The sequence below is a fragment of the Pseudomonas sp. 2822-17 genome (assembly GCF_002742485.1).
GTDB lineage: Bacteria > Pseudomonadota > Gammaproteobacteria > Pseudomonadales > Pseudomonadaceae > Aquipseudomonas > Aquipseudomonas cyclaminis.
This window is the reverse complement of record NZ_LJRZ01000371.1, coordinates 138,767-157,435: the sequence shown is the minus strand read 5'-3', so window position 1 is coordinate 157,435 and position 18,669 is coordinate 138,767. Positions and strand designations below refer to the sequence as shown.

Below are 18,669 nucleotides of genomic sequence, written 5' to 3'. Positions count from 1 at the left end.
TCGGTCGGACGGAACTGACTAAGGATGGAAAATGTTTTCTACAAAACGGAAATTTCTAACGCCTCAAAACTACCCCGCATTGCTTTTCTCCGCTACGTATGCGAGTCGAGCATACACAAAATCTAATACGCACATCCACTCGGAAAATCTTTGTTTAGATCGAGAACTCTCTGCAAAATCCTTACGAAATATAAAAAACATACCAACCTTCAAAAACCACAAACACAAATAACTTTTAACAGCTTGAATTGCAGGACCATAAAACTCTACGCAAGTGCACATTCTAAAAAGGAAAATAATATGAGCGCCATAGCACAGATTGTTGATTGGATTAACGAACCGAATAGGCCCATTTGGTGGAAGCATGCAATCCGCTTGCTTATTGAAAAGCAAAAATTAAACATCGAAGACCAGACACTCCTTTACCGGATATCAAGAAAAGAGGCTGGCTTCCCAGAGCAATTCGAAGACTTTGAATCTTTTTCGGTCCCTATATCTTCAACTGGATTCCGCATAGAAGAACACCCAGTAACATTAAAATCATTAGGACCTACATTTAATATCTCTGCACTAGCGACTGATCAAATTCTAGAGTTTGCCAAAACAGGACTAACAGTCGTTTATGGAGACAACGGATCGGGCAAATCAAGTCTATCAAAAATACTTAAGAATGCATGCCTGACCAGAGGCGAAAAGCCTGTCGTGATCGGGAATGCCTTTTTCGCACAACCTAGCAAGCTCTCCGCCAGCATATCCTATCAAGTTGGAGAATCTGATCCCGCCCACGTAGAATGGATCTACAAAGCCGAAGACATCTCCGAATTAAAATCCATCCGAGTTTTTGATGCAAAATCAGCATTTCACTATTTGGAAAAAGAAGGAGAGTTGGATTACCGGCCTGCCGGATTACACCTACTAGATGAATTAATAGCCGCAAATAATAAAATAAGAGATGCAGCAGATGAAAAAATAAAAGCAATATCAAAACCACTCCCTCTACCTACTACTGAAGAAAACACAGGTTCCAGCAAATTCATCAACAGCCTTTCTCACAAAACAACATCAGCCCAGCTTGACTCAGCTTGTATAACAGCACAAGAGCTACTTGATCTTGAGTCCTTAAAAACGGAGCTACTAAACCTTAAATCCAAGACAGCAGCAGAGCTAAGAAAAACAATAGATCTAAAGATAAAATCAATAACACCTCTGATAGAAGCAATAAAAAAATCACAACTAATCACTTCTAAAATCTTTCTTGAAGACTATTTGAGACTTGATAATGAAAAAAACCATACGCATCAGGCAGCAGAACTAGCTCGAACTTATGCTTTTGCTGACTTACCGATAGAAAATGTCGGCTCACCCGTCTGGAAATCTTTATGGACTGCTGCTGAGAGTTTTTTCATCACAACAGGGCAAAACTCTAAATTCCCACCAGAGCAAGATAAAAACTGTCCTTTATGCTTGCAAAAAATATCTGAAAGCTCAAGCGCTAGACTCGCCCGGTTCGAAGCATATGCAAAAGATCAAACACAGATAAACTCAAACAAAGCCGCCAAAGCACTATCAGATAAAATCTCATTTATTAAGACTATTACTTTAGAAATCAAACCCTTTGAGTCCGTGATTACACAAACCAATGAAAATATACTTAATCTCGCAAGTAAAACAAGCAAGCTTGAAAAAGACTTCGCAGAGATAAAAGAGACGATTTTAAACGGAGACATTGAGCGCATAACAGAAAGCATCAACAACTTTGATTCGTCCATTTATACAGAAATTACAGAATACGTCGACTTTCTACAATCTGAGCTATCAAAAATCATTGACGATTCTGCATTAGAAACTATTTTCCTCGCAAAACAAAATACAGTAAGAGAACTGAATTCGAAAAAAATCTTACTAGATAACAAAACCAACATTGAAGCAGAGATAAAAAGAAAAAAACAACATGACGCGTATTCAAAAATAAAACTCCAAACTAACCCAAGGACCATTACACAACTCAGCAGTTCAATAAGCGAAACCTACTTAACCACCTCTCTAAAAGATTACTTTACAACAGAACTAGAAGAACTCGGGTTCAGAAATTACAGCGTAAGCGCAAATACTAGAAGTAGTAATGGATCACAACTATTCAAAATTTCTTTAGCAGAATCAAAATCAATCAGCGTTCACCAAATCGCCAGCGAAGGCGAACAAAAATGTTTGGCACTCGCCAGTATTCTGGCAGAACTTAAAGCAGACAACCGCAGATCCGGTGTTATTTTCGATGACCCAGTAAACTCTCTAGACCATAAATGGCGATTGAAAATCGCTCGCCGTTTAATCAAAGAGTCGCTCGACAGACAAGTCATTATTTTCACTCACGAAATTGTTTTCTTAAAACTCCTACTTGAAGAGGCAGAAACCTCGACCAACCCTAATATCCAGATAGCGAGTTTGGACCGTAGCCTAAAAAACTCAGGCATAGTAAAAAACTCCCTCCCATGGGATGCATTGCCAACCTCTAAAAGAATAATTCAACTAGATGCTATGCTTCGAGAGCTTAAAAAAACCGAGCTAATTAGTGAGATAGATTATAACAACCAAGCAGGCTCATTCTACGGATACCTACGAGAAGCCTGGGAACGCCTTGTTGAAGAAAAGCTACTAAACAAAGTTGTAGAGCGCTTCGGTCGCGCGATACAGACAAACCGTCTGAAACGCTTAAAAGACATTAGTGACGACGACATCCAAATTATTGAAACAGCAATGGGGAAGTGCAGCGCACTGTTCAAAGGACATGACACAGCACCTGGCCTATATGAAACCATGCCTGCCTCCGAAGAAATTGAAAAGGATATAAAGACAATAAAAGATTTTGAAAAAGAACTTACCGGAACAAGAAAACGTAACTAATAAAAAAGCCGCCCACAAGAGGCGGCTTTTTCACAACAAACGAGTCTTACAACTTAGGACCCGCAGCCTTGATCGCATCGCTCACTTCAAACTTCTTGAAGTTCTCAACGAACAGACCGGCCAGCGCCTTCGCCGCTTCGTCGTAAGCGGCTTTGTCAGCCCAGGTGTTGCGTGGGTTCAACAGACCAGTTTCAACGCCCGGTACGGACAGTGGCACGTCGAGGTTGATGGTGTCGAGGTGTTCGGTTTGCGCACCGATCAACGCGCCGCTCTGGATCGCTGCGATGACGCCGCGAGTGGTCGGAATGTTGAAGCGCTTGCCAACGCCATAGCCGCCGCCGGTCCAGCCGGTGTTGACCAGGTAGACCTTGGAGCCGAAGCCGCGGATGCGCTTGATCAGCAGCTCTGCGTATTCACCGGCCGGGCGTGGGAAGAACGGCGCGCCGAAGCAGGTGGAGAAGGTCGACTTGATGCCGCTGCCCGAACCCATTTCAGTCGAACCCACCAGTGCGGTGTAGCCGGACAGGAAGTGATAGGCCGCTTGTTCTTCGCTGAGGATCGACACCGGTGGCAGCACGCCGGTCAGGTCGCAGGTCAGGAAGATCACTGCGTTTGGCTCGCCGCCCAGGTTCTTCTCGGAACGCTTGGCAACATGCTCCAGCGGATACGCGGCGCGGCTGTTCTGGGTCAGGCTCACGTCGGCGTAGTCGGCGTGCTTGGCGTCGTCGATCACGACGTTTTCCAATACTGCACCGTGCTTGATGGCTTTCCAGATGACCGGCTCGTTCTTCTCGGACAGGTCGATGCACTTGGCATAGCAACCGCCTTCGATGTTGAACACCACACCTTCGCCCCAACCGTGTTCGTCGTCACCGATCAGGTAACGGCTTTCGTCGGCCGACAGGGTGGTTTTACCGGTGCCGGACAGGCCGAAGAACAGGGTGACGTCGCCCGCTTCGCCAATGTTGGCGGCGCAGTGCATCGGCAGTACGTCGGAAGCCGGCAGCAGGAAGTTCTGCACCGAGAACATGGCTTTCTTCATTTCACCGGCGTAACGCATGCCGGCGATCAGCACTTTTTTCTGTGCGAAGTTGAGGATCACGCAGCCGTCGGAGTTGGTGCCGTCACGCTCTGGCACGCACTCGAAGTTGGCCACGTTGAGCACTTGCCATTCGTCACGGCCGGCCGGGTTGTACTGGGCCGGGTTGATGAACAGGCAACGACCGAACAGGTTCTGCCAGGCAGTCTGGGTGGTCATCTTCACGGCCAGGTAGTGGTCTTCGGCAGCCCCTACGTGAACGTGGGAAACGAAGTGCTCCTGCGCGTTATTGAAAGCCTCGACGCGAGCCCACAGGGCATCGAACTTGTCGGCCGGGAACTTGCGGTTGATCGGGCCCCAGGCGATAGCGTCCTGGGTGGAAGGCTCTTCAACGATGAAACGGTCAACCGGCGAACGACCGGTGCGGTGACCGGTTTCTACGACCAGTGCGCCAGTATCGGCAAGCACGCCTTCACCGCGCTGCAGGGCTTCTTTGACCAGATCGTCAACACTCAGATCGGTGTATACGGCGTTATTGGCTTGCGTCATGAGGTTCCCCGTCGGCCTATGGCCGAGTGCTCCAAACGTTTTGTAGTAGAAAGTTGCGCACTACTACCGCGAAAAAAGTGGGCCGGATTATGCCAGAAAAGCCCAAAAAGAGTAGGGCCCTCCCGTCAGAACAGCGCTATCTCGGCATTTCTCAGGTGATTTACCTGTGCTTAAACGTTTTAGTGGCGGGTGTCGGATGGGGTGTCGATGCCTGCGCCGGCAAATAATTGGGCGACATCGGCAGCATCAAACAGATAGCGCTGGTTGCAGAACTGGCAGTCAATCTCAATATTGCCGCCGTGTTCTACCACCAGGTTTTGCGCATCTTCCAGGCCGAGGCTGACCAAGGCGTTACCTGAACGCTCGCGGGAGCAACTGCAATGGAAGCGCAGGTTTTGCGCATCAAACAGGCGCACAGGGTCTTCGTGGTACAGGCGGTGCAGAATGGTTTCGTTGTCCAGGCCCAGCAGTTCTTCGGCTTTCAGGGTGTCGGCCAGGGCGATGGTGTGCCGCCAGCTTTCAGCGCGATCATCGTCGTCCTTGATGCGGTCAGCCGGCAGTTGTTGCAGCAGCATGCCACGGGCGCGCTTGCCGTCGGCATTGAGCCAGAACTTGGTGCCGACTTGCTGGGACATCACGAAATAGTTGGTGAAGCATTCCGAGAGGGTTTTGCCGTCGAGGTCGACGATGCCCTGGTAGCGCTGGCCCACAGTCGGGTCGATGGTGAGCGCCAAAACGCCGTTCGGCATCAGGTCAGCCAAGGTCGCGTCCGCAGCGATCTGGTCGGCCTCGTAACGGGCCAGGCCACGGATGTCACGCTCGCTGGAGCACTCGATCATCAGCAGCGGGATCGGGCCTTCGGAGCGGGCTTGCAGGATCAGCAAACCGTCGAACTTCATGGTGCCCACCAGCAACGCCGCAGCGGCCATCAGCTCTCCAAGCAGTTGCGCGACCGGCTCCGGATAGGCGTGCTTGGCGAGGACTTCGGCATAGCTCAGTTCCAACGAAACCATCTCGCCGCGGGCGTCGCTCTCGTCGAAGATGAAACGTTGGGTGAAGTCGGTATCCGGTAGATCAGTCATAGGTCTGGGTATCTGAATTGATGACGAATTGATTACAAGGTTTATAACGTTAAACGCTTTAGCACCGTTTTGGTGCGGCTTTCTTCTGGAAACAGAGCGCTTGAATAGAGCGAAGAGGGACAGTTTATGAACAATCCGGGTTTGTTCCAAGCCAAGTGGAAGCTCCGGCGACGGGCTGGGGTTATTACACGCCGTTTGCGGCGGTGGTGTCGGGAATGCTGAGGCGGGCAACGACGCCGGTGTTTGGGCTGATGGCCAAATGGCCATTGATCGGGCGCTTGAGTTTTCTGCGCGCACCCCATTAGCACCACAGGCTACATCTGGGAGCGCGCTACCTCCCCCACGGGATCTGCTTTTGACTGGTAATTGACGCAGTTAGTCGTCATTGCCACTGCCGCGAAACTTGAACAGATCGCGACGCTGCTTCTTGCTCGGCTTGCCATCGGTGGTCAGGCCTGAAGCCCCTGCCTTACGCATCGCCGCAGCATTTTCGCGCTTGGCGATGCTGGCTTCAGTCTCGGCGTAAAGAGCCTGAGCCTCAGGCGCACCACGGCGCACGATTGAAAGTGCCTGGACCACGATGGTTTTTTCATCAAAACCGGTACGAATCTGGAACTCATCGCCGACACGCGGTTCCTTGCCCGGCTTGCAGCGCTCGCCGCGATGGTGCACCTTGCCGCTCTCGATGGCGGCCTTGGCCAGGGCACGGGTTTTATAGAAACGCGCCGCCCACAGCCACTTGTCCAGACGGACCTTTTCTTCCTCTTCCTGCTTTTGAGCCACTTGAATTCCTCGCTCTGAAAAATGTCGCAACTTTACCGTTGAAACCCTTCGACGCATAAACCCCAAGGCTCACCTAAGATACGCCAGATAGCATTCTGTTTTCGCGAGGATACGCCGTGACCGACTTTCCCACTTCACTCACCTCGCCTGACCAGCGTTGCGTAGGCTGCCAGCAAAACGAACCTTTGGGTTTCGATTTTGCTTTCGCCTACCAGCCAATCGTAGACCTTCGGGATCATTCGATTTTTGCCCACGAAGCCTTGGTGCGCGGTCCACAAGGCGAAGGGGCGTTGTCGGTGCTGGACCAAGTCAACGAAAGCAACCGCTACCGCTTCGACCAGCGCTGCCGCACCCAGGCGATTGCCGGTGCCGCCGCCCTGGGGATGCAAACCCACCTATCCATCAACTTCATGCCCAACGCCGTGTACCGTCCGGAGTTGTGCATCCGCAGCACCCTGGAGGCGGCTCGCGCGCACAATTTCCCGCTGAACAAACTGATTTTCGAGACGCTCGAAAGCGAGCATGTAGATAACTATCGCCATTTGACGAATATTCTGCGTGAATACCGCGAGTTCGGCTTCAAGACCGCCATCGACGACTTCGGCGCGGGCTATTCGGGGCTGAATCTGCTGGCTGATTTCCAACCTGACTTTATCAAACTCGACATGGCGCTAATCCGCGACGTCGACCAGGATCGTGTCCGTCAGGTGATCGTCAAGGGGATTGTCACAATCTGTGAGCAGTTGAGCGTTACTGTCATCGCCGAAGGCATCGAAAGTGCCGGCGAACGCGACTTTCTGTCTGACTGTGGAATATTTCTGATGCAAGGCTATTGGTTCGCCAAGCCTGCATTCAAAGCAATGGCCGAGGTTTCACCGAAAGCCTGGGCGAATTGATCGGTTACTCATTTTGAAGACATTTGACCATTTGACCGTTGTGGGTCTGCGTGAGTGGGTGGCACTTCCCGACTTGGGAGTGGCAGGCCTGCGCGCAAAGATCGACACCGGTGCCAGCACCTCAAGCCTGCATGCCACCGATATCGAGCCCTTTGAGCGTGACGGTGAGCAGTGGGTGCGCTTTACCGCGCACCTGGGCACTGTTGTGCAACTGCGCCACCGCCGCTGTGAAGCGCCTCTGGTGACGATGAAAACCATCAAGAGCTCCAACGGTCACGCGCAGGTGCGCTATGTGATCAGCACCACACTGGCGTTGGGTGATCGGGTATGGAGGGTGGAATTCACCCTGGCCTGCCGCAAGGCCATGCGTTACCGCTTGCTGCTGGGATCCAAGGCGCTGATTGACGGCCAATTGGTCGTCAACCCAGGCATCAAGTACGTTCAAGACAAGCCGGTGTTCCCGGTCTCTACTATTTCTGCCCCAGGTGCTGCATGAAGATTGCTGTGCTGTCGCGAAACCCGCGTCTGTATTCCACCCGCCGCCTGGTCGAGGCCGGCACCGAACGTGGCCACGAAATGGTGGTGATCGACACGTTGCGTGCCTACATGAACATCGCCAGCCACAAGCCGCAGATCCATTACCGCGGCAAACCGCTGGAAGGCTTTGATGCCGTCATCCCGCGTATCGGTGCTTCGGTGACGTTCTATGGCTGCGCGGTGTTGCGCCAGTTCGAGATGATGGGGGTGTTCCCCTTGAACGAATCCGTGGCCATTGCGCGCTCGCGAGACAAACTGCGTTCGCTGCAACTACTGTCCCGCCGAGGCATCGGCCTGCCAGTCACCGGGTTTGCCCACTCCCCCGATGACATCCCGGACCTGATCGAGATGGTCAACGGCGCGCCGTTGGTGATCAAGGTACTGGAAGGCACCCAGGGCATCGGCGTGGTGTTGTGTGAAACCGCAACGGCAGCCGAGTCGGTGATCGAGGCGTTCATGGGCCTCAAGCAGAACATCATGGTTCAGGAATACATCAAGGAAGCCGGTGGTGCGGATATCCGCTGCTTCGTGGTGGGCGACAAGGTCATTGCGGCAATGAAGCGCCAGGCCAAGCCTGGAGAGTTTCGCTCCAACCTGCACCGTGGCGGCAGTGCCAGCCTGATCAAGATCACCCCAGAAGAGCGCATGACCGCATTGCGGGCGGCCAAGGTGATGGGCTTGGCCGTGGCGGGTGTGGATATCCTGCGGTCAAACCATGGGCCGCTGGTGATGGAGGTGAATTCGTCGCCGGGGCTGGAAGGGATCGAGACCACCACCGGCAAGGATGTGGCGGGAATCATCATTCAGCACCTGGAGAAAAATGGTGGGCCGAATATGACCAGGACCAAGGGCAAGGGCTAGGGGCTTGAAGCCGTAAGGGTAAAAAAACTGTGGCGAGGAAGCTCGCTCCCCCGCCACAGGCACAGTGTTAGCGGACTGGCATTAGGGCAAGCACCCTCCCACATTTTGATCTGCGTTGTTTGCTAAACCGCGTCTCTGGGTAGCATCAAACCAAGCGGCAAACGCACCCGCGCCTCAAGGCCGCCGCCTTCGCGGTTACGCAACTCAACATTGCCGCCATGCATCGAGGCAATCCGCCGCACTATCGCCAGCCCCAACCCAGTGCCCTTGCCTCCACGGGCGCGGTCCCCACGGGTAAACGGGTTGAAAATACCTTCCAGCTCCGCCGGATCGATCCCTGTTCCGCGGTCCATCACACTCAGCACCACATAGGGCGCGGCACTGTCGCCCGATACGTACGCAGCCACTTCCACGTCCGAACCCGCGTGATGCAAGGCGTTGCCGATCAAGTTGTTCAGCAGACGCTTCATCGACACACGTCGCAACGCAAACGGCTGGATCGGCTCAAGGCGCATGCGCACCTGTTCGCCGTTCTGGTTGTAGGGTGCGACCACTTCGCGCACCAGATCCGTCAAATCGACTTCCTCAACCACCTCGTCGCGGCCATCGCGGATAAACGCAAGGAACTGGTCGAGAATCGCATCCATGTCCTCGATGTCACGGACCATGTCGTCGGTCAAGTCGGTATGGTTGCCCATCAATTCCAGGGACAATCGCAATCGCGTCAGCGGCGTGCGCAGGTCGTGAGACACGCCGGCCAGCATCAACTCACGTTCGCGTCCGGCCTGTTCGACGTCCTCCGCCATCTGGTTGAACGCGCCGTACACTTCGGTCATTTCACTGGGCGTATCACTTACCGGCAGACGGACGCTACGCCCCTGGCCCAATTGCCGGGCGGCAAACACCAGCCGTTTAAGGGGCTGGTTGAGCTGGCGAACGAAAATCCACGCGGATGCCGTTGAAAGCAACCCGATCGCCAGGAACCAGCCCAGCACGTTCCAGATCTTCTGCCCCCGCAACGGATGGGGGTATAGCGGCACTTTCAGCCAGTCCTCACCCAGGCTCGGCGCACGCACCCACAATGCCGGAGACACATGCATACGCAGACGGACCTCGGTGTCTTCACCCAGTTCGGCCTGCATTTGGCGCTGGTAAATCTCGCTATAGGGCCAATGCTGCTCGCCCTCGGGCACACCCGCGCCCGCCACGCGCACCAGGGTGGCGGCCTTGGCGATCTTCTCGCGGTTCTCGGGATCAGCGGCCCAGTAGGCGCGCAGCGTCAGGGCGACACCGTGGCTGTACTGTCGATCCACCAGCACATCTTCGTTCATCAACAGATAAACCAGCGTAAGTGCCTTGGAAAACAGAACGACGATCAGCACCAGCCAAAGGGTGCGGGAAAAGAAACTTTGTGGGAACCACAGCGGGGTTTTCATAGATGACAGCTGGACACCTTGCAGGAACGAACGGCGCTCGCAGAATTGCAGACGCCGGGCATCCCGTCGACCCTCACGGAGTCAAACGCCAGAATGCCCGCCGTGCAAATCATCGATCACTTGGTGGCGGTGCCATCCGGCACGAACACATAGCCCACACCCCAAACCGTCTGGATGTACCGTGGTTTGGACGGGTCCGGCTCGATCATCCGGCGCAGACGGGAAATCTGCACGTCGATGGAGCGCTCCAGGGCGTCCCACTCCCGACCACGGGCCAGGTTCATCAGCTTGTCGCGGGTCAGCGGCTGACGCGCGTTCATCACCAGGGCCTTGAGCACTGCGAATTCGCCAGTGGTGAGCATGTGCACTTCGTCGCCACGCTTGAGCTCGCGGGTGGCCAGCGACAGTTCGTAGTCGCCAAAGGTAACGCTTTCATCTTCGCTGCCCGGCGCGCCCGGTACTGGCAGTGCCTGACGGCGCAATACGGCCTTGACCCGCGCCATCAACTCATCCGGGTTGAAGGGTTTGGCCAGGTAGTCATCGGCGCCCAGTTCGAGGCCCTTGATGCGGCTCAGCTCATCGCCCTTGGCAGTGAGCATGATGATTGGAATCTGATTGTTCACGCCGCGCAGGCGCTTGCAAGCGGTCAGACCGTCTTCGCCAGGCAGCATCAGGTCGAGTACGACCAGATTGAAGACTTCGCGCCCCAGCAGGCGATCCATCTGCTCGGTGTTTGGCACCGCGCGGGCACGGTAGCCCTTGGAATTGAAGAATCGCTCCAGCAGGCTGCTCAGCCCCGGATCGTCATCTACGATGAGAATTTTTTCGCCTTCAGCAGTTTGTGCAGTGCTGCTCATTGGATGCTCCTCTTATCTCGGCGCGCATTATGGCCTAGCTGCCGTTATACGCACCGTGTGCATTGTTAGCAGATTTTTCCTCGACTGCCAGCAAACCCGCGCCGTACAACCACTGGCGCAGTAGCCCTCAAGGACAGAACGCTGGTTATAATGCGGCGCCTCCGTGCAGGGCAATGTCAGATCGTTACCGTTTACTGCCGGGGCTTTTTTTACCCGCTTGCGGTGATTTTTTCGATTTCGAGGGTCAATAGGCAGCCTCTTGACCCAGGCAGCGGCGCCCGTCAGGCCGCTCAACCAGCCGCGCAAGGCCTTGTTTTCCGGGCCTGCGAGCTGCTTCTAAGAATTTCAGGTGGATTTATGGACAGCATCAACAGCCGCATCGCCGAAGAACTCGGTGTACGCCCCCAACAGGTCGAAGCGGCCGTCGCTCTACTGGACGAAGGCTCCACGGTGCCCTTCATCGCCCGTTACCGAAAAGAAGTGACCGGCAGCCTCGACGACATCCAACTGCGTCACCTGGAAGAGCGCCTGCGCTACCTGCGGGAACTCGACGAACGGCGTATCAGTATCCTCGCCAGCATCGAGGAACAGGGCAAGCTGACCCCACAGCTTGAGCGCGACATCAAGCTCGCCGACACCAAGACCCGCCTTGAAGACCTCTACCTGCCCTACAAACAAAAGCGTCGTACCAAGGGCCAGATCGCCCTCGAAGCCGGCCTGGGCGAGCTGGCCGACGGCCTGTTCAACGACCCGTCGCTCACCCCGGACACCGAAGCTGCTCGCTTTATCGATGCCGAAAAAGGCGTCGCCGACGTCAAGGCCGCCCTCGAAGGCGCCAAGTACATCCTCATGGAGCGCTTCGCCGAAAACGCCAGCCTCCTGGAAAAACTGCGTACGTACCTCAAGCAGGAAGCCACCCTCAGTGCTCGCGTCATCGCCGGCAAAGAGGAAGAAGGCGCCAAGTTCCGCGATTACTTCGAACACGATGAGCCGCTCAAGAGCATGCCGTCCCACCGTGCCCTGGCGATTTTCCGTGGCCGCAACGAGGGCATTCTCAGCTCCGCGCTCAAAGTCGGCGACGAGCTGCCGGGCAGCATGCACCCGTGCGAAGGCATGATCGGTCAACAATTCGGCATCCAGAACCAGAATCGTCCTGCGGATAAGTGGCTCGGCGAAGTGGTGCGCTGGACCTGGAAGGTCAAGCTCTACACCCACCTGGAAACCGACCTGCTGGGCGAATTGCGTGATGGCGCCGAAACCGAAGCCATCAACGTGTTCGCCCACAACCTGCACGACCTGCTGCTGGCCGCCCCGGCCGGCCCGCGCGCCACCCTGGGCCTTGACCCTGGCCTGCGCACCGGCTGCAAGGTCGCGGTGGTCGACGCCACCGGCAAGCTGCTGGATCACGCCACGGTTTACCCGCACGTGCCGCATAACAAGTGGGACCAGACGCTCGCGATCCTCGCCGCCCTGTGCGCCAAGCACGCGGTGGACCTGATCGCCATCGGCAACGGCACCGCCAGCCGTGAAACCGACAAGCTGGCCGCCGAGCTGATCAAAAAATACCCAGCCATGAAGATGACCAAGGTCATGGTCTCGGAGGCAGGGGCTTCGGTGTACTCGGCGTCGGAGCTGGCGTCCAAGGAATTCCCGGACCTCGACGTGTCGATCCGTGGCGCCGTGTCCATTGCCCGCCGCCTGCAGGATCCACTGGCCGAGCTGGTGAAAATCGACCCTAAATCCATCGGTGTCGGCCAGTACCAGCACGATGTGTCACAGCTGAAACTGGCGCGTGGCCTGGATGCGGTGGTGGAAGACTGCGTAAACAAGGTCGGCGTGGATGTAAACACTGCCTCGGTCGCGCTGTTGGCACGTATTTCCGGCCTGAACACCACCCTGGCGCAGAATATCGTCACTCACCGTGACGAGAACGGAGCGTTCAAAACCCGCGCCGCGCTGAAAAAGGTCGCACGCCTAGGTGAGAAAACCTTCGAACAAGCCGCTGGTTTCCTACGCGTAATGAACGGTGACAATCCGCTGGATTCGTCGGCCGTTCACCCGGAAGCGTATCCACTGGTCCAACGCATTGCCGCCGAAACCGACCGCGACATCCGCTCGCTGATTGGCGACGCCGCATTCCTCAAGCGCCTGGACCCCAAGAAGTACACTGACGAAACCTTCGGCGTACCGACCATCACCGACATCCTGCAAGAACTGGAAAAACCCGGCCGCGACCCCCGCCCGGAGTTCAAGACCGCGGAGTTCCAGGAGGGCGTGGAAGACCTCAAGGACCTGCAACTGGGCATGATCCTCGAAGGTGTCGTGACCAACGTGACCAACTTCGGCGCTTTTGTGGATATCGGCGTGCATCAGGACGGTTTGGTGCATATCTCCGCGCTTTCGGAGAAATTCATCAAGGACCCACGCGAAGCGGTGAAAGCCGGTGATGTGGTCAAGGTCAAAGTCATGGAAGTCGACATTCCACGCAAACGCGTCGGCCTGTCGATGCGCATGAGCGACACCCCCGGCGAGAAAATCGACGGCGCCCGTGGCGCACGCCCAGGCTCGGCACCGCGCCAGTCGCAGAACCGCTCCGAAAGCAGTCAACCGCGCAAGGAAACCGCAACTGCAGCGCCAAGCAACAACGCCATGGCCTCGCTGTTCGCCAACGCCAAGCAGTTGAAGAAACGCTGATGGAAATCCCGGCCGGTTTGACTCAGAGCGCGTTCAGCGAACTGATCGGCTGCCGCCTGCAACACCTTGAAGAAGGCGTTGCACAGGTGGCCCTGACCCTGGAGCCGCACTTGCGCAACCGTGCGGGCAAGCTCCATGGCGGGGCGATTTTCAGCCTGGTGGACATCACCATGGGCCTGGCCTGTTCCAGCAGCCATGGTTTTGACCAGCAGAGCGCGACCATCGAGTGCAAGATCAACTACATCCGCGCCGTGGAAGACGGGGATGTGCTGTGCACCGGCCGGGTGATTCACGCCGGCCGGCGCACGTTGGTGGTCGAAGCCGATGTGTATCAGGACGAAAGACTTGTCGCAAAAGCACAGGGCACCTTCGCTGTCCTATAGCTCCCCACCCTCGATTTGAGTTAATTTCGGCGCTGCGATAACGGCGTCGGAATTTTCCCGCTGCGCTATGGCCCAATTCATGGAGTGAAGTAGGCTTTATTTACCGCGGGTCAAATAGACTCAAAACCAGGCGATCACGCCAGTTTTAACTTCACCCTTGTAGACCGTCCTGCCCACCCCCATATTGGGGCGACTGACGCGTGAAGGAATCCAACTTGAGCGAACTTCTCAACCGCCGCCTGGCTCTGCTCGGCAAGCGCGAACACCTCTCCCTGCTAGAGCAGTGCCTGCATGGCATCGAGCGTGAATGCCTACGTGTCACCGGTGAAGGTCGCCTGGCGCAAACGCCGCACCCGGAAGCCCTGGGCGCCGCGTTGACCAATGAATTGATCACCACCGACTACTCGGAATCGCTGCTGGAGTTCATCACCCCAGCCCTGCCCAACCCGGCCGACACCCTGAGCAACCTGGACAAGATCCACCGATTTGCCTACACCAAGCTGGGCAGCGAATACCTGTGGAGCCCTTCGATGCCGTGCCCGTTGCCGGCCGAGGAAGATATTCCGATTGCCTACTACGGCACCTCCAATATCGGACAGCTCAAGTACGTGTACCGAAAGGGCCTGGCCCTGCGGTACGGCAAGACCATGCAGTGCATCGCCGGCATCCACTACAACTTTTCCCTGCCGGAACAGTTGTGGCCGTTGCTCAAGGAGACTGAAGGATTCGTCGGCACCGACCGCGACTACCAGTCCACGGCCTATATCGCGCTGATCCGCAATTTCCGCCGTTACAGCTGGCTGCTGATGTACCTGTTCGGTGCCTCGCCGGCCCTGGACGCAGGTTTCCTGCGCGGTCGCTCGCACCAGTTGGAAGTGCTCGACGCCGACACCCTGTACCTGCCCTACGCCACCAGCCTGCGCATGAGCGACCTGGGTTACCAGAGCAACGCCCAAGCCGGGCTTACGCCGTGCTACAACGACTTGGCGAGCTACACCGACAGCCTGCGTGAAGCGGTGGCAACGCCCTACGCGCCATACGTCGAAATCGGCACGCACAAGGACGGTGAGTGGGTGCAGCTCAACACCAACATCCTGCAGATCGAAAACGAGTACTACTCCAACATCCGCCCCAAGCGCGTGACCTACACCGGCGAACGGCCGATCCAGGCGCTGGTGGCCCGTGGCATCCAGTACATCGAAGTGCGCTGCCTGGACATCAACCCGTTCCTGCCGATGGGCATCGATCTGCCGGAGTCGCGTTTCCTCGACGCATTCCTGCTGTACTGCGCGCTGAACGACAGCCCGTTGTTCGCCAACACTGCGTGCGGCAATGCCACCGCCAACTTCCTCAGCGTGGTCAAGGAAGGTCGCCGTCCAGGCCTGCAATTGCAGCGCGACGGCGCGCCGGTGGACATGAAGGAATGGGCCACCGAACTGTTGGAGAAGATTGCACCGCTGGCCGCCCTGCTCGATCAGAGCCACGGTATCAGCGAGCACAGCCAGGCGCTGGACGCCCAACTGGCGAAAATCAACGACCCGGCGTTGACGCCGTCGGCCCAGGTACTGGCAGCGATGGCTGAGCGCAAAGAGACTTTTGCGCAGTTCTCCCTGCACCAGAGCCAGCTGCATGCCGAGTATTTCCGCCAGGAGCCACTGGCTGCCGAGGAACAGACGCGGTTTGAAGAACTGGCGCGTAAATCGCTGGCACAGCAGGCGGAGCTGGAGCAGAACGAAGTGGGCGATTTTGATGTGTTTGTCGGGTCGTACCAGGCGAGCATCCTGGCCATCAGCAACTGACTGAAGCCGAATCTGGCTCGACATGTGGGAGGGGGCTTGCCCCCGATTGCAGTGGGTCAGCTACACATTAGCTGGCAGCTCCACCGCTATCGGGGGCAAGCCCCCTCCCACATTTGCCTTCACTTGACTGAAAACCCGCTGCAGCTGTTCTCCACATAAGCTAATTCGAAAATGTTATTTATTTTCGGATTCTTAGATCATTTAGTCTCCTCACACGCCGACCCTCGGCCGCCTGATTGAGGAGCTTCCCCTTGAAACTGCTTACCCCTCTGCGCCTCTTGGCCGCATTGTCACTGGCCGGTGCCAGCCTGTTTGCCCAGGCGGCGGATGTGACCATCGCTTATCAGACCACCGTAGACCCGGCCAAAGTCGCCCAGGCCGACGGTGCGTATGAAAAAGCCACCAACGCCAAGATCGACTGGCGCAAATTCGACAACGGCGCCGATATCATTGCCGCCATCGCTTCCGGCGACGTGCAGATCGGCTACCTCGGTTCCAGCCCGCTGACCGCAGCGATCACACGCAAAGTTCCAGTGCAAACCTTCCTCGTCGCCACCCAGATCGGCGGCGCCGAAGCCTTGGTGGCGCGCAATGGCTCGGGGATCAACAGCCCCCAGGACCTGATCGGCAAGAAAATCGCCGTGCCTTTCGTCTCCACCGGCCACTACAGCCTGCTGGCCGCGCTGAAGCACTGGAACATCGACCCAGCCAAAGTGACCATCCTCAACCTCGCGCCACCGGCGATCATCGCCGCCTGGAAGCGCGGTGACATCGACGCCACCTACGTCTGGGACCCGGCGTTGGGCGTGGCCAAGGAAAACGGCAAAGTGCTGATCACCTCCGGCGAATTGGCCAAGTTCGGTGCGCCAACCTTCGATGCGTGGATCGTGCGTAAGGATTTTGCCGAGAAGCACCCGGAAATCGTCACGGCCTTCGCCAAAGTCACTCTGGATGCCTACTCCGCCTACCGCAAAGACCCACAAGCCTGGCTCGCCGACAAAGGCAACGTCGACAAACTGGTGAAGCTTTCCGGCGCAAAAGCCAGCGATATTCCGCTGCTGCTGCAAGGCAACGTCTACCCGTTGGCCGCGGACCAGGTGACCCTGCTCGGCGCACCGACCACCAAGGCCGTAACCGATACCGCTGCGTTCCTCAAGGAACAAGGCAAGGTCGACGCCGTGCTGCCGGACTACGCCCCTTACGTCAGCGCCAAGTTCATCACTAACTGATTCAAGGAGTTCATCGCGATGGCCTTGCTACAACTGGAGCGCATCAGCGCACAGTACCCAGGTGCCCCGGAACCGGTACTGGCGGATATTTCACTCGACCTGGGCCCCCAGCAATTGCTGGTGGCCCTTGGCCCGTCCGGCAGTGGCAAGACCTCGCTGTTGAACCTGATTGCCGGTTTTGTCGAGCCTTCTGCCGGGCGCATCACCCTTGATGGCGTGCCGGTCAAAGGCCCCAGCGCCGAGCGCGGCGTGGTGTTCCAGGACGATGCATTGCTGCCCTGGCAGGATGTGCTGGCCAATGTCGGCTTTGGCCTCGAACTGGCCGGGGTACCCAAGGCGCAACGCGAAGTACGTGCCCGGGAAATGCTCGCGCTGGTGGACCTGGCGGGTTTCGACAGCCGCCGTATCTGGCAGCTCTCCGGCGGCCAGAAGCAACGTGTCGGCCTGGCGCGTGCCTTGGCGGCAGACCCACGGGTGTTGTTGATGGACGAACCCTTCGGCGCCCTCGATGCCTTTACCCGCGAACAGATGCAGGAGTTATTGCTACAAGTCTGGCGGCGCACGGCCAAGCCGGTGTTCCTGATCACCCATGACATCGAAGAAGCCGTGTTCCTCGCCACTGATCTGATCCTGCTGGCGCCCAACCCCGGCCAGATCGTCGAGCGCCTGCGCCTGGACTTCGGCCAACGCTACGCGGCCGGCGAATCGGCGCGGGCGATCAAGTCCGACCCGCGTTTTATCGAGACCCGCGAACACGTGCTGGGCAAAGTGTTCTCGCAACGGCAGGTGTCCGCATGAGCAGCTACGAACTCCCCGCCACCGCCATCACGCCGGTGCTGATTCCGGTGCGCCGCAGTCTGAGTACGCGCTGGATCAGCCTGCTGACGCTAATCGCGTTACTGGCCATTTGGTGGGCCGTGACCGCCACCGGCTTGATCGAACCACTGTTCCTGCCGCCGCCATCCGCCGTGTTGCAAAAGGGCTGGTTGCTGGCCACCACGGGCTACATGGACTCCACCTTGTGGCAGCACCTGGGCGCGAGCCTCAGCCGCATCGGCCTGGGCCTGGGCTTTGCGGTGCTGACCGCCGTGCCGGTGGGCATCGCCATCGGCTCCAACCGCATCGCCCGTGGGATTCTCGACCCGCTGATCGAGTTCTACCGGCCGATTCCGCCTTTGGCTTACCTGCCATTGATCGTGATCTGGTGCGGCATCGGCGAGCTGTCCAAAGTGCTGCTGATTTACCTGGCGATCTTTGCACCGATTGCCATCGCCACCGCGACGGGGGTGCGCACCGTCGACCCGGCCAAGCTGCGCGCTGCGCAGTCGCTGGGCGCTACCCGCGCCCAACTGATCCGCCATGTGATCCTGCCCAGCGCCCTGCCCGATATCCTCACCGGGGTGCGCATCGGCCTGGGTGTGGGCTGGTCCACCTTGGTCGCTGCCGAGCTGATCGCGGCCACCAGCGGCCTGGGTTTTATGGTGCAGTCGGCGGCGCAGTTCCTGGTCACCGATGTGGTGGTGCTGGGGATTCTGGTCATCGCCCTGATCGCTTTCGCCATGGAAATGGGCCTGCGCGCCCTGCAGCGTAAATTAGTGCCTTGGCATGGCCAGGCACACTGAG

15 protein-coding genes and 1 pseudogene are annotated in these 18,669 nt (G+C 57.1%); 11 read left to right on the top strand and 5 right to left on the bottom strand.

The genetic code is table 11. From position 1 onward, the window contains the following. Nucleotides 1-300: 300 nt before the first annotated feature. Entirely contained in the window at nucleotides 301-2,901 is a 2,601-nt protein-coding gene (locus tag AOA60_RS32235) for an AAA family ATPase (protein ID WP_143522419.1), read from the top strand. Between the two features lie 46 nt (nucleotides 2,902-2,947). Here the strand turns inward: AOA60_RS32235 and AOA60_RS10745 are convergent, their stop codons facing one another. Together AOA60_RS10745 and hslO are read right to left on the bottom strand one after the other, a co-directional pair. Next, a complete protein-coding gene (locus tag AOA60_RS10745) occupies nucleotides 2,948-4,489 on the bottom strand; it encodes a phosphoenolpyruvate carboxykinase (RefSeq protein WP_099584408.1) in 1,542 nt (513 codons plus the stop codon). A 179-nt stretch (nucleotides 4,490-4,668) separates the two neighbouring features. Then, nucleotides 4,669-5,571: an Hsp33 family molecular chaperone HslO gene (hslO, locus tag AOA60_RS10740; RefSeq protein ID WP_099584407.1), complete on the bottom strand. Its 903-nt coding sequence runs from the start codon at nucleotides 5,569-5,571 to the stop codon at nucleotides 4,669-4,671. Between the two features lie 167 nt (nucleotides 5,572-5,738). On the opposite strand from hslO, the pseudogene AOA60_RS33855 reads away from it, so the two are divergent. Then, nucleotides 5,739-5,876, top strand: a pseudogene (locus tag AOA60_RS33855) (phosphoesterase); the annotation flags it as partial. 70 nt (nucleotides 5,877-5,946) lie between these two features. Here AOA60_RS33855 and AOA60_RS10730 read toward each other — a convergent pair. After that, nucleotides 5,947-6,354 carry an RNA-binding S4 domain-containing protein gene (locus tag AOA60_RS10730; RefSeq protein ID WP_003236026.1) on the bottom strand — a complete coding sequence of 136 codons (408 nt, stop codon included), beginning with the start codon at nucleotides 6,352-6,354 and terminating at the stop codon, nucleotides 5,947-5,949. A 116-nt stretch (nucleotides 6,355-6,470) separates the two neighbouring features. Here AOA60_RS10730 and AOA60_RS10725 point away from each other — a divergent pair, with 116 nt between their 5' ends. From AOA60_RS10725 to rimK, 3 genes are read left to right on the top strand one after another with little or no spacing between them, the layout of a single operon-like run. Then, nucleotides 6,471-7,250, top strand: a complete 780-nt coding sequence (locus AOA60_RS10725; protein WP_099584406.1) for an EAL domain-containing protein — start codon at nucleotides 6,471-6,473, stop codon at nucleotides 7,248-7,250. Nucleotides 7,251-7,281: 31 nt separating this feature from the next. Then, a complete protein-coding gene (locus AOA60_RS10720) occupies nucleotides 7,282-7,746 on the top strand; it encodes an ATP-dependent zinc protease (RefSeq protein WP_177411590.1) in 465 nt (154 codons plus the stop codon). Then, nucleotides 7,743-8,648 (top strand): 30S ribosomal protein S6--L-glutamate ligase, encoded by a 906-nt coding sequence (gene rimK / locus AOA60_RS10715; RefSeq protein ID WP_003171022.1) that lies wholly within the window; start codon nucleotides 7,743-7,745, stop codon nucleotides 8,646-8,648. Before AOA60_RS10720 ends, rimK begins: the two co-directional genes overlap by 4 nt. Before the next feature lie 122 nt (nucleotides 8,649-8,770). Here rimK and AOA60_RS10710 read toward each other — a convergent pair whose 3' ends face one another. Continuing rightward, nucleotides 8,771-10,084: an ATP-binding protein gene (locus AOA60_RS10710; protein ID WP_099584404.1), complete on the bottom strand. Its 1,314-nt coding sequence runs from the start codon at nucleotides 10,082-10,084 to the stop codon at nucleotides 8,771-8,773. Between the two features lie 116 nt (nucleotides 10,085-10,200). After that, on the bottom strand, nucleotides 10,201-10,941 hold the full coding sequence (ompR, locus tag AOA60_RS10705; protein WP_099584403.1) for a two-component system response regulator OmpR: 741 nt from the start codon (nucleotides 10,939-10,941) through the stop codon (nucleotides 10,201-10,203). 357 nt (nucleotides 10,942-11,298) lie between these two features. Between ompR and AOA60_RS10700 the strand changes: the two genes are divergently transcribed. The 6 genes from AOA60_RS10700 to tauC all read left to right on the top strand — a co-directional run bounded on the left by AOA60_RS10700 (nucleotide 11,299) and on the right by tauC (nucleotide 18,668). Next, nucleotides 11,299-13,635 carry a Tex family protein gene (locus AOA60_RS10700; protein ID WP_099584402.1) on the top strand — a complete coding sequence of 779 codons (2,337 nt, stop codon included), beginning with the start codon at nucleotides 11,299-11,301 and terminating at the stop codon, nucleotides 13,633-13,635. After that, a complete protein-coding gene (locus tag AOA60_RS10695; protein ID WP_099584401.1) occupies nucleotides 13,635-14,018 on the top strand; it encodes a PaaI family thioesterase in 384 nt (127 codons plus the stop codon). The genes AOA60_RS10700 and AOA60_RS10695 overlap by 1 nt, the downstream gene beginning before the upstream one ends. A 215-nt stretch (nucleotides 14,019-14,233) precedes the next feature. Next, on the top strand, nucleotides 14,234-15,817 hold the full coding sequence (gshA, locus tag AOA60_RS10690; protein ID WP_099584400.1) for a glutamate--cysteine ligase: 1,584 nt from the start codon (nucleotides 14,234-14,236) through the stop codon (nucleotides 15,815-15,817). 251 nt (nucleotides 15,818-16,068) lie between these two features. After that, nucleotides 16,069-17,046: a taurine ABC transporter substrate-binding protein gene (gene tauA, locus AOA60_RS10685; protein ID WP_099584399.1), complete on the top strand. Its 978-nt coding sequence runs from the start codon at nucleotides 16,069-16,071 to the stop codon at nucleotides 17,044-17,046. Nucleotides 17,047-17,064: 18 nt separating this feature from the next. Further along, a complete protein-coding gene (gene tauB, locus AOA60_RS10680; protein ID WP_099584398.1) occupies nucleotides 17,065-17,844 on the top strand; it encodes a taurine ABC transporter ATP-binding subunit in 780 nt (259 codons plus the stop codon). Further along, nucleotides 17,841-18,668, top strand: a complete 828-nt coding sequence (gene tauC, locus AOA60_RS10675) for a taurine ABC transporter permease TauC (RefSeq protein ID WP_099584397.1) — start codon at nucleotides 17,841-17,843, stop codon at nucleotides 18,666-18,668. Before tauB ends, tauC begins: the two co-directional genes overlap by 4 nt. The last annotated feature ends 1 nt before the right edge of the window (nucleotide 18,669 follow it).

What these genes read in the sequence shown, in the direction of transcription:
- AOA60_RS32235 (WP_143522419.1), top strand. Translation starts at nt 301, where the DNA reads ATGAGCGCCATAGCACAGATTGTTGATTGGATTAACGAACCGAATAGG.
- AOA60_RS10745 (WP_099584408.1), bottom strand. Translation starts at nt 4,489, where the DNA reads ATGACGCAAGCCAATAACGCCGTATACACCGATCTGAGTGTTGACGAT.
- hslO (WP_099584407.1), bottom strand. Translation starts at nt 5,571, where the DNA reads ATGACTGATCTACCGGATACCGACTTCACCCAACGTTTCATCTTCGAC.
- rimK (WP_003171022.1), top strand. Translation starts at nt 7,743, where the DNA reads ATGAAGATTGCTGTGCTGTCGCGAAACCCGCGTCTGTATTCCACCCGC.
- AOA60_RS10710 (WP_099584404.1), bottom strand. Translation starts at nt 10,084, where the DNA reads ATGAAAACCCCGCTGTGGTTCCCACAAAGTTTCTTTTCCCGCACCCTT.
- ompR (WP_099584403.1), bottom strand. Translation starts at nt 10,941, where the DNA reads ATGAGCAGCACTGCACAAACTGCTGAAGGCGAAAAAATTCTCATCGTA.
- AOA60_RS10700 (WP_099584402.1), top strand. Translation starts at nt 11,299, where the DNA reads ATGGACAGCATCAACAGCCGCATCGCCGAAGAACTCGGTGTACGCCCC.
- AOA60_RS10695 (WP_099584401.1), top strand. Translation starts at nt 13,635, where the DNA reads ATGGAAATCCCGGCCGGTTTGACTCAGAGCGCGTTCAGCGAACTGATC.
- tauB (WP_099584398.1), top strand. Translation starts at nt 17,065, where the DNA reads ATGGCCTTGCTACAACTGGAGCGCATCAGCGCACAGTACCCAGGTGCC.
- tauC (WP_099584397.1), top strand. Translation starts at nt 17,841, where the DNA reads ATGAGCAGCTACGAACTCCCCGCCACCGCCATCACGCCGGTGCTGATT.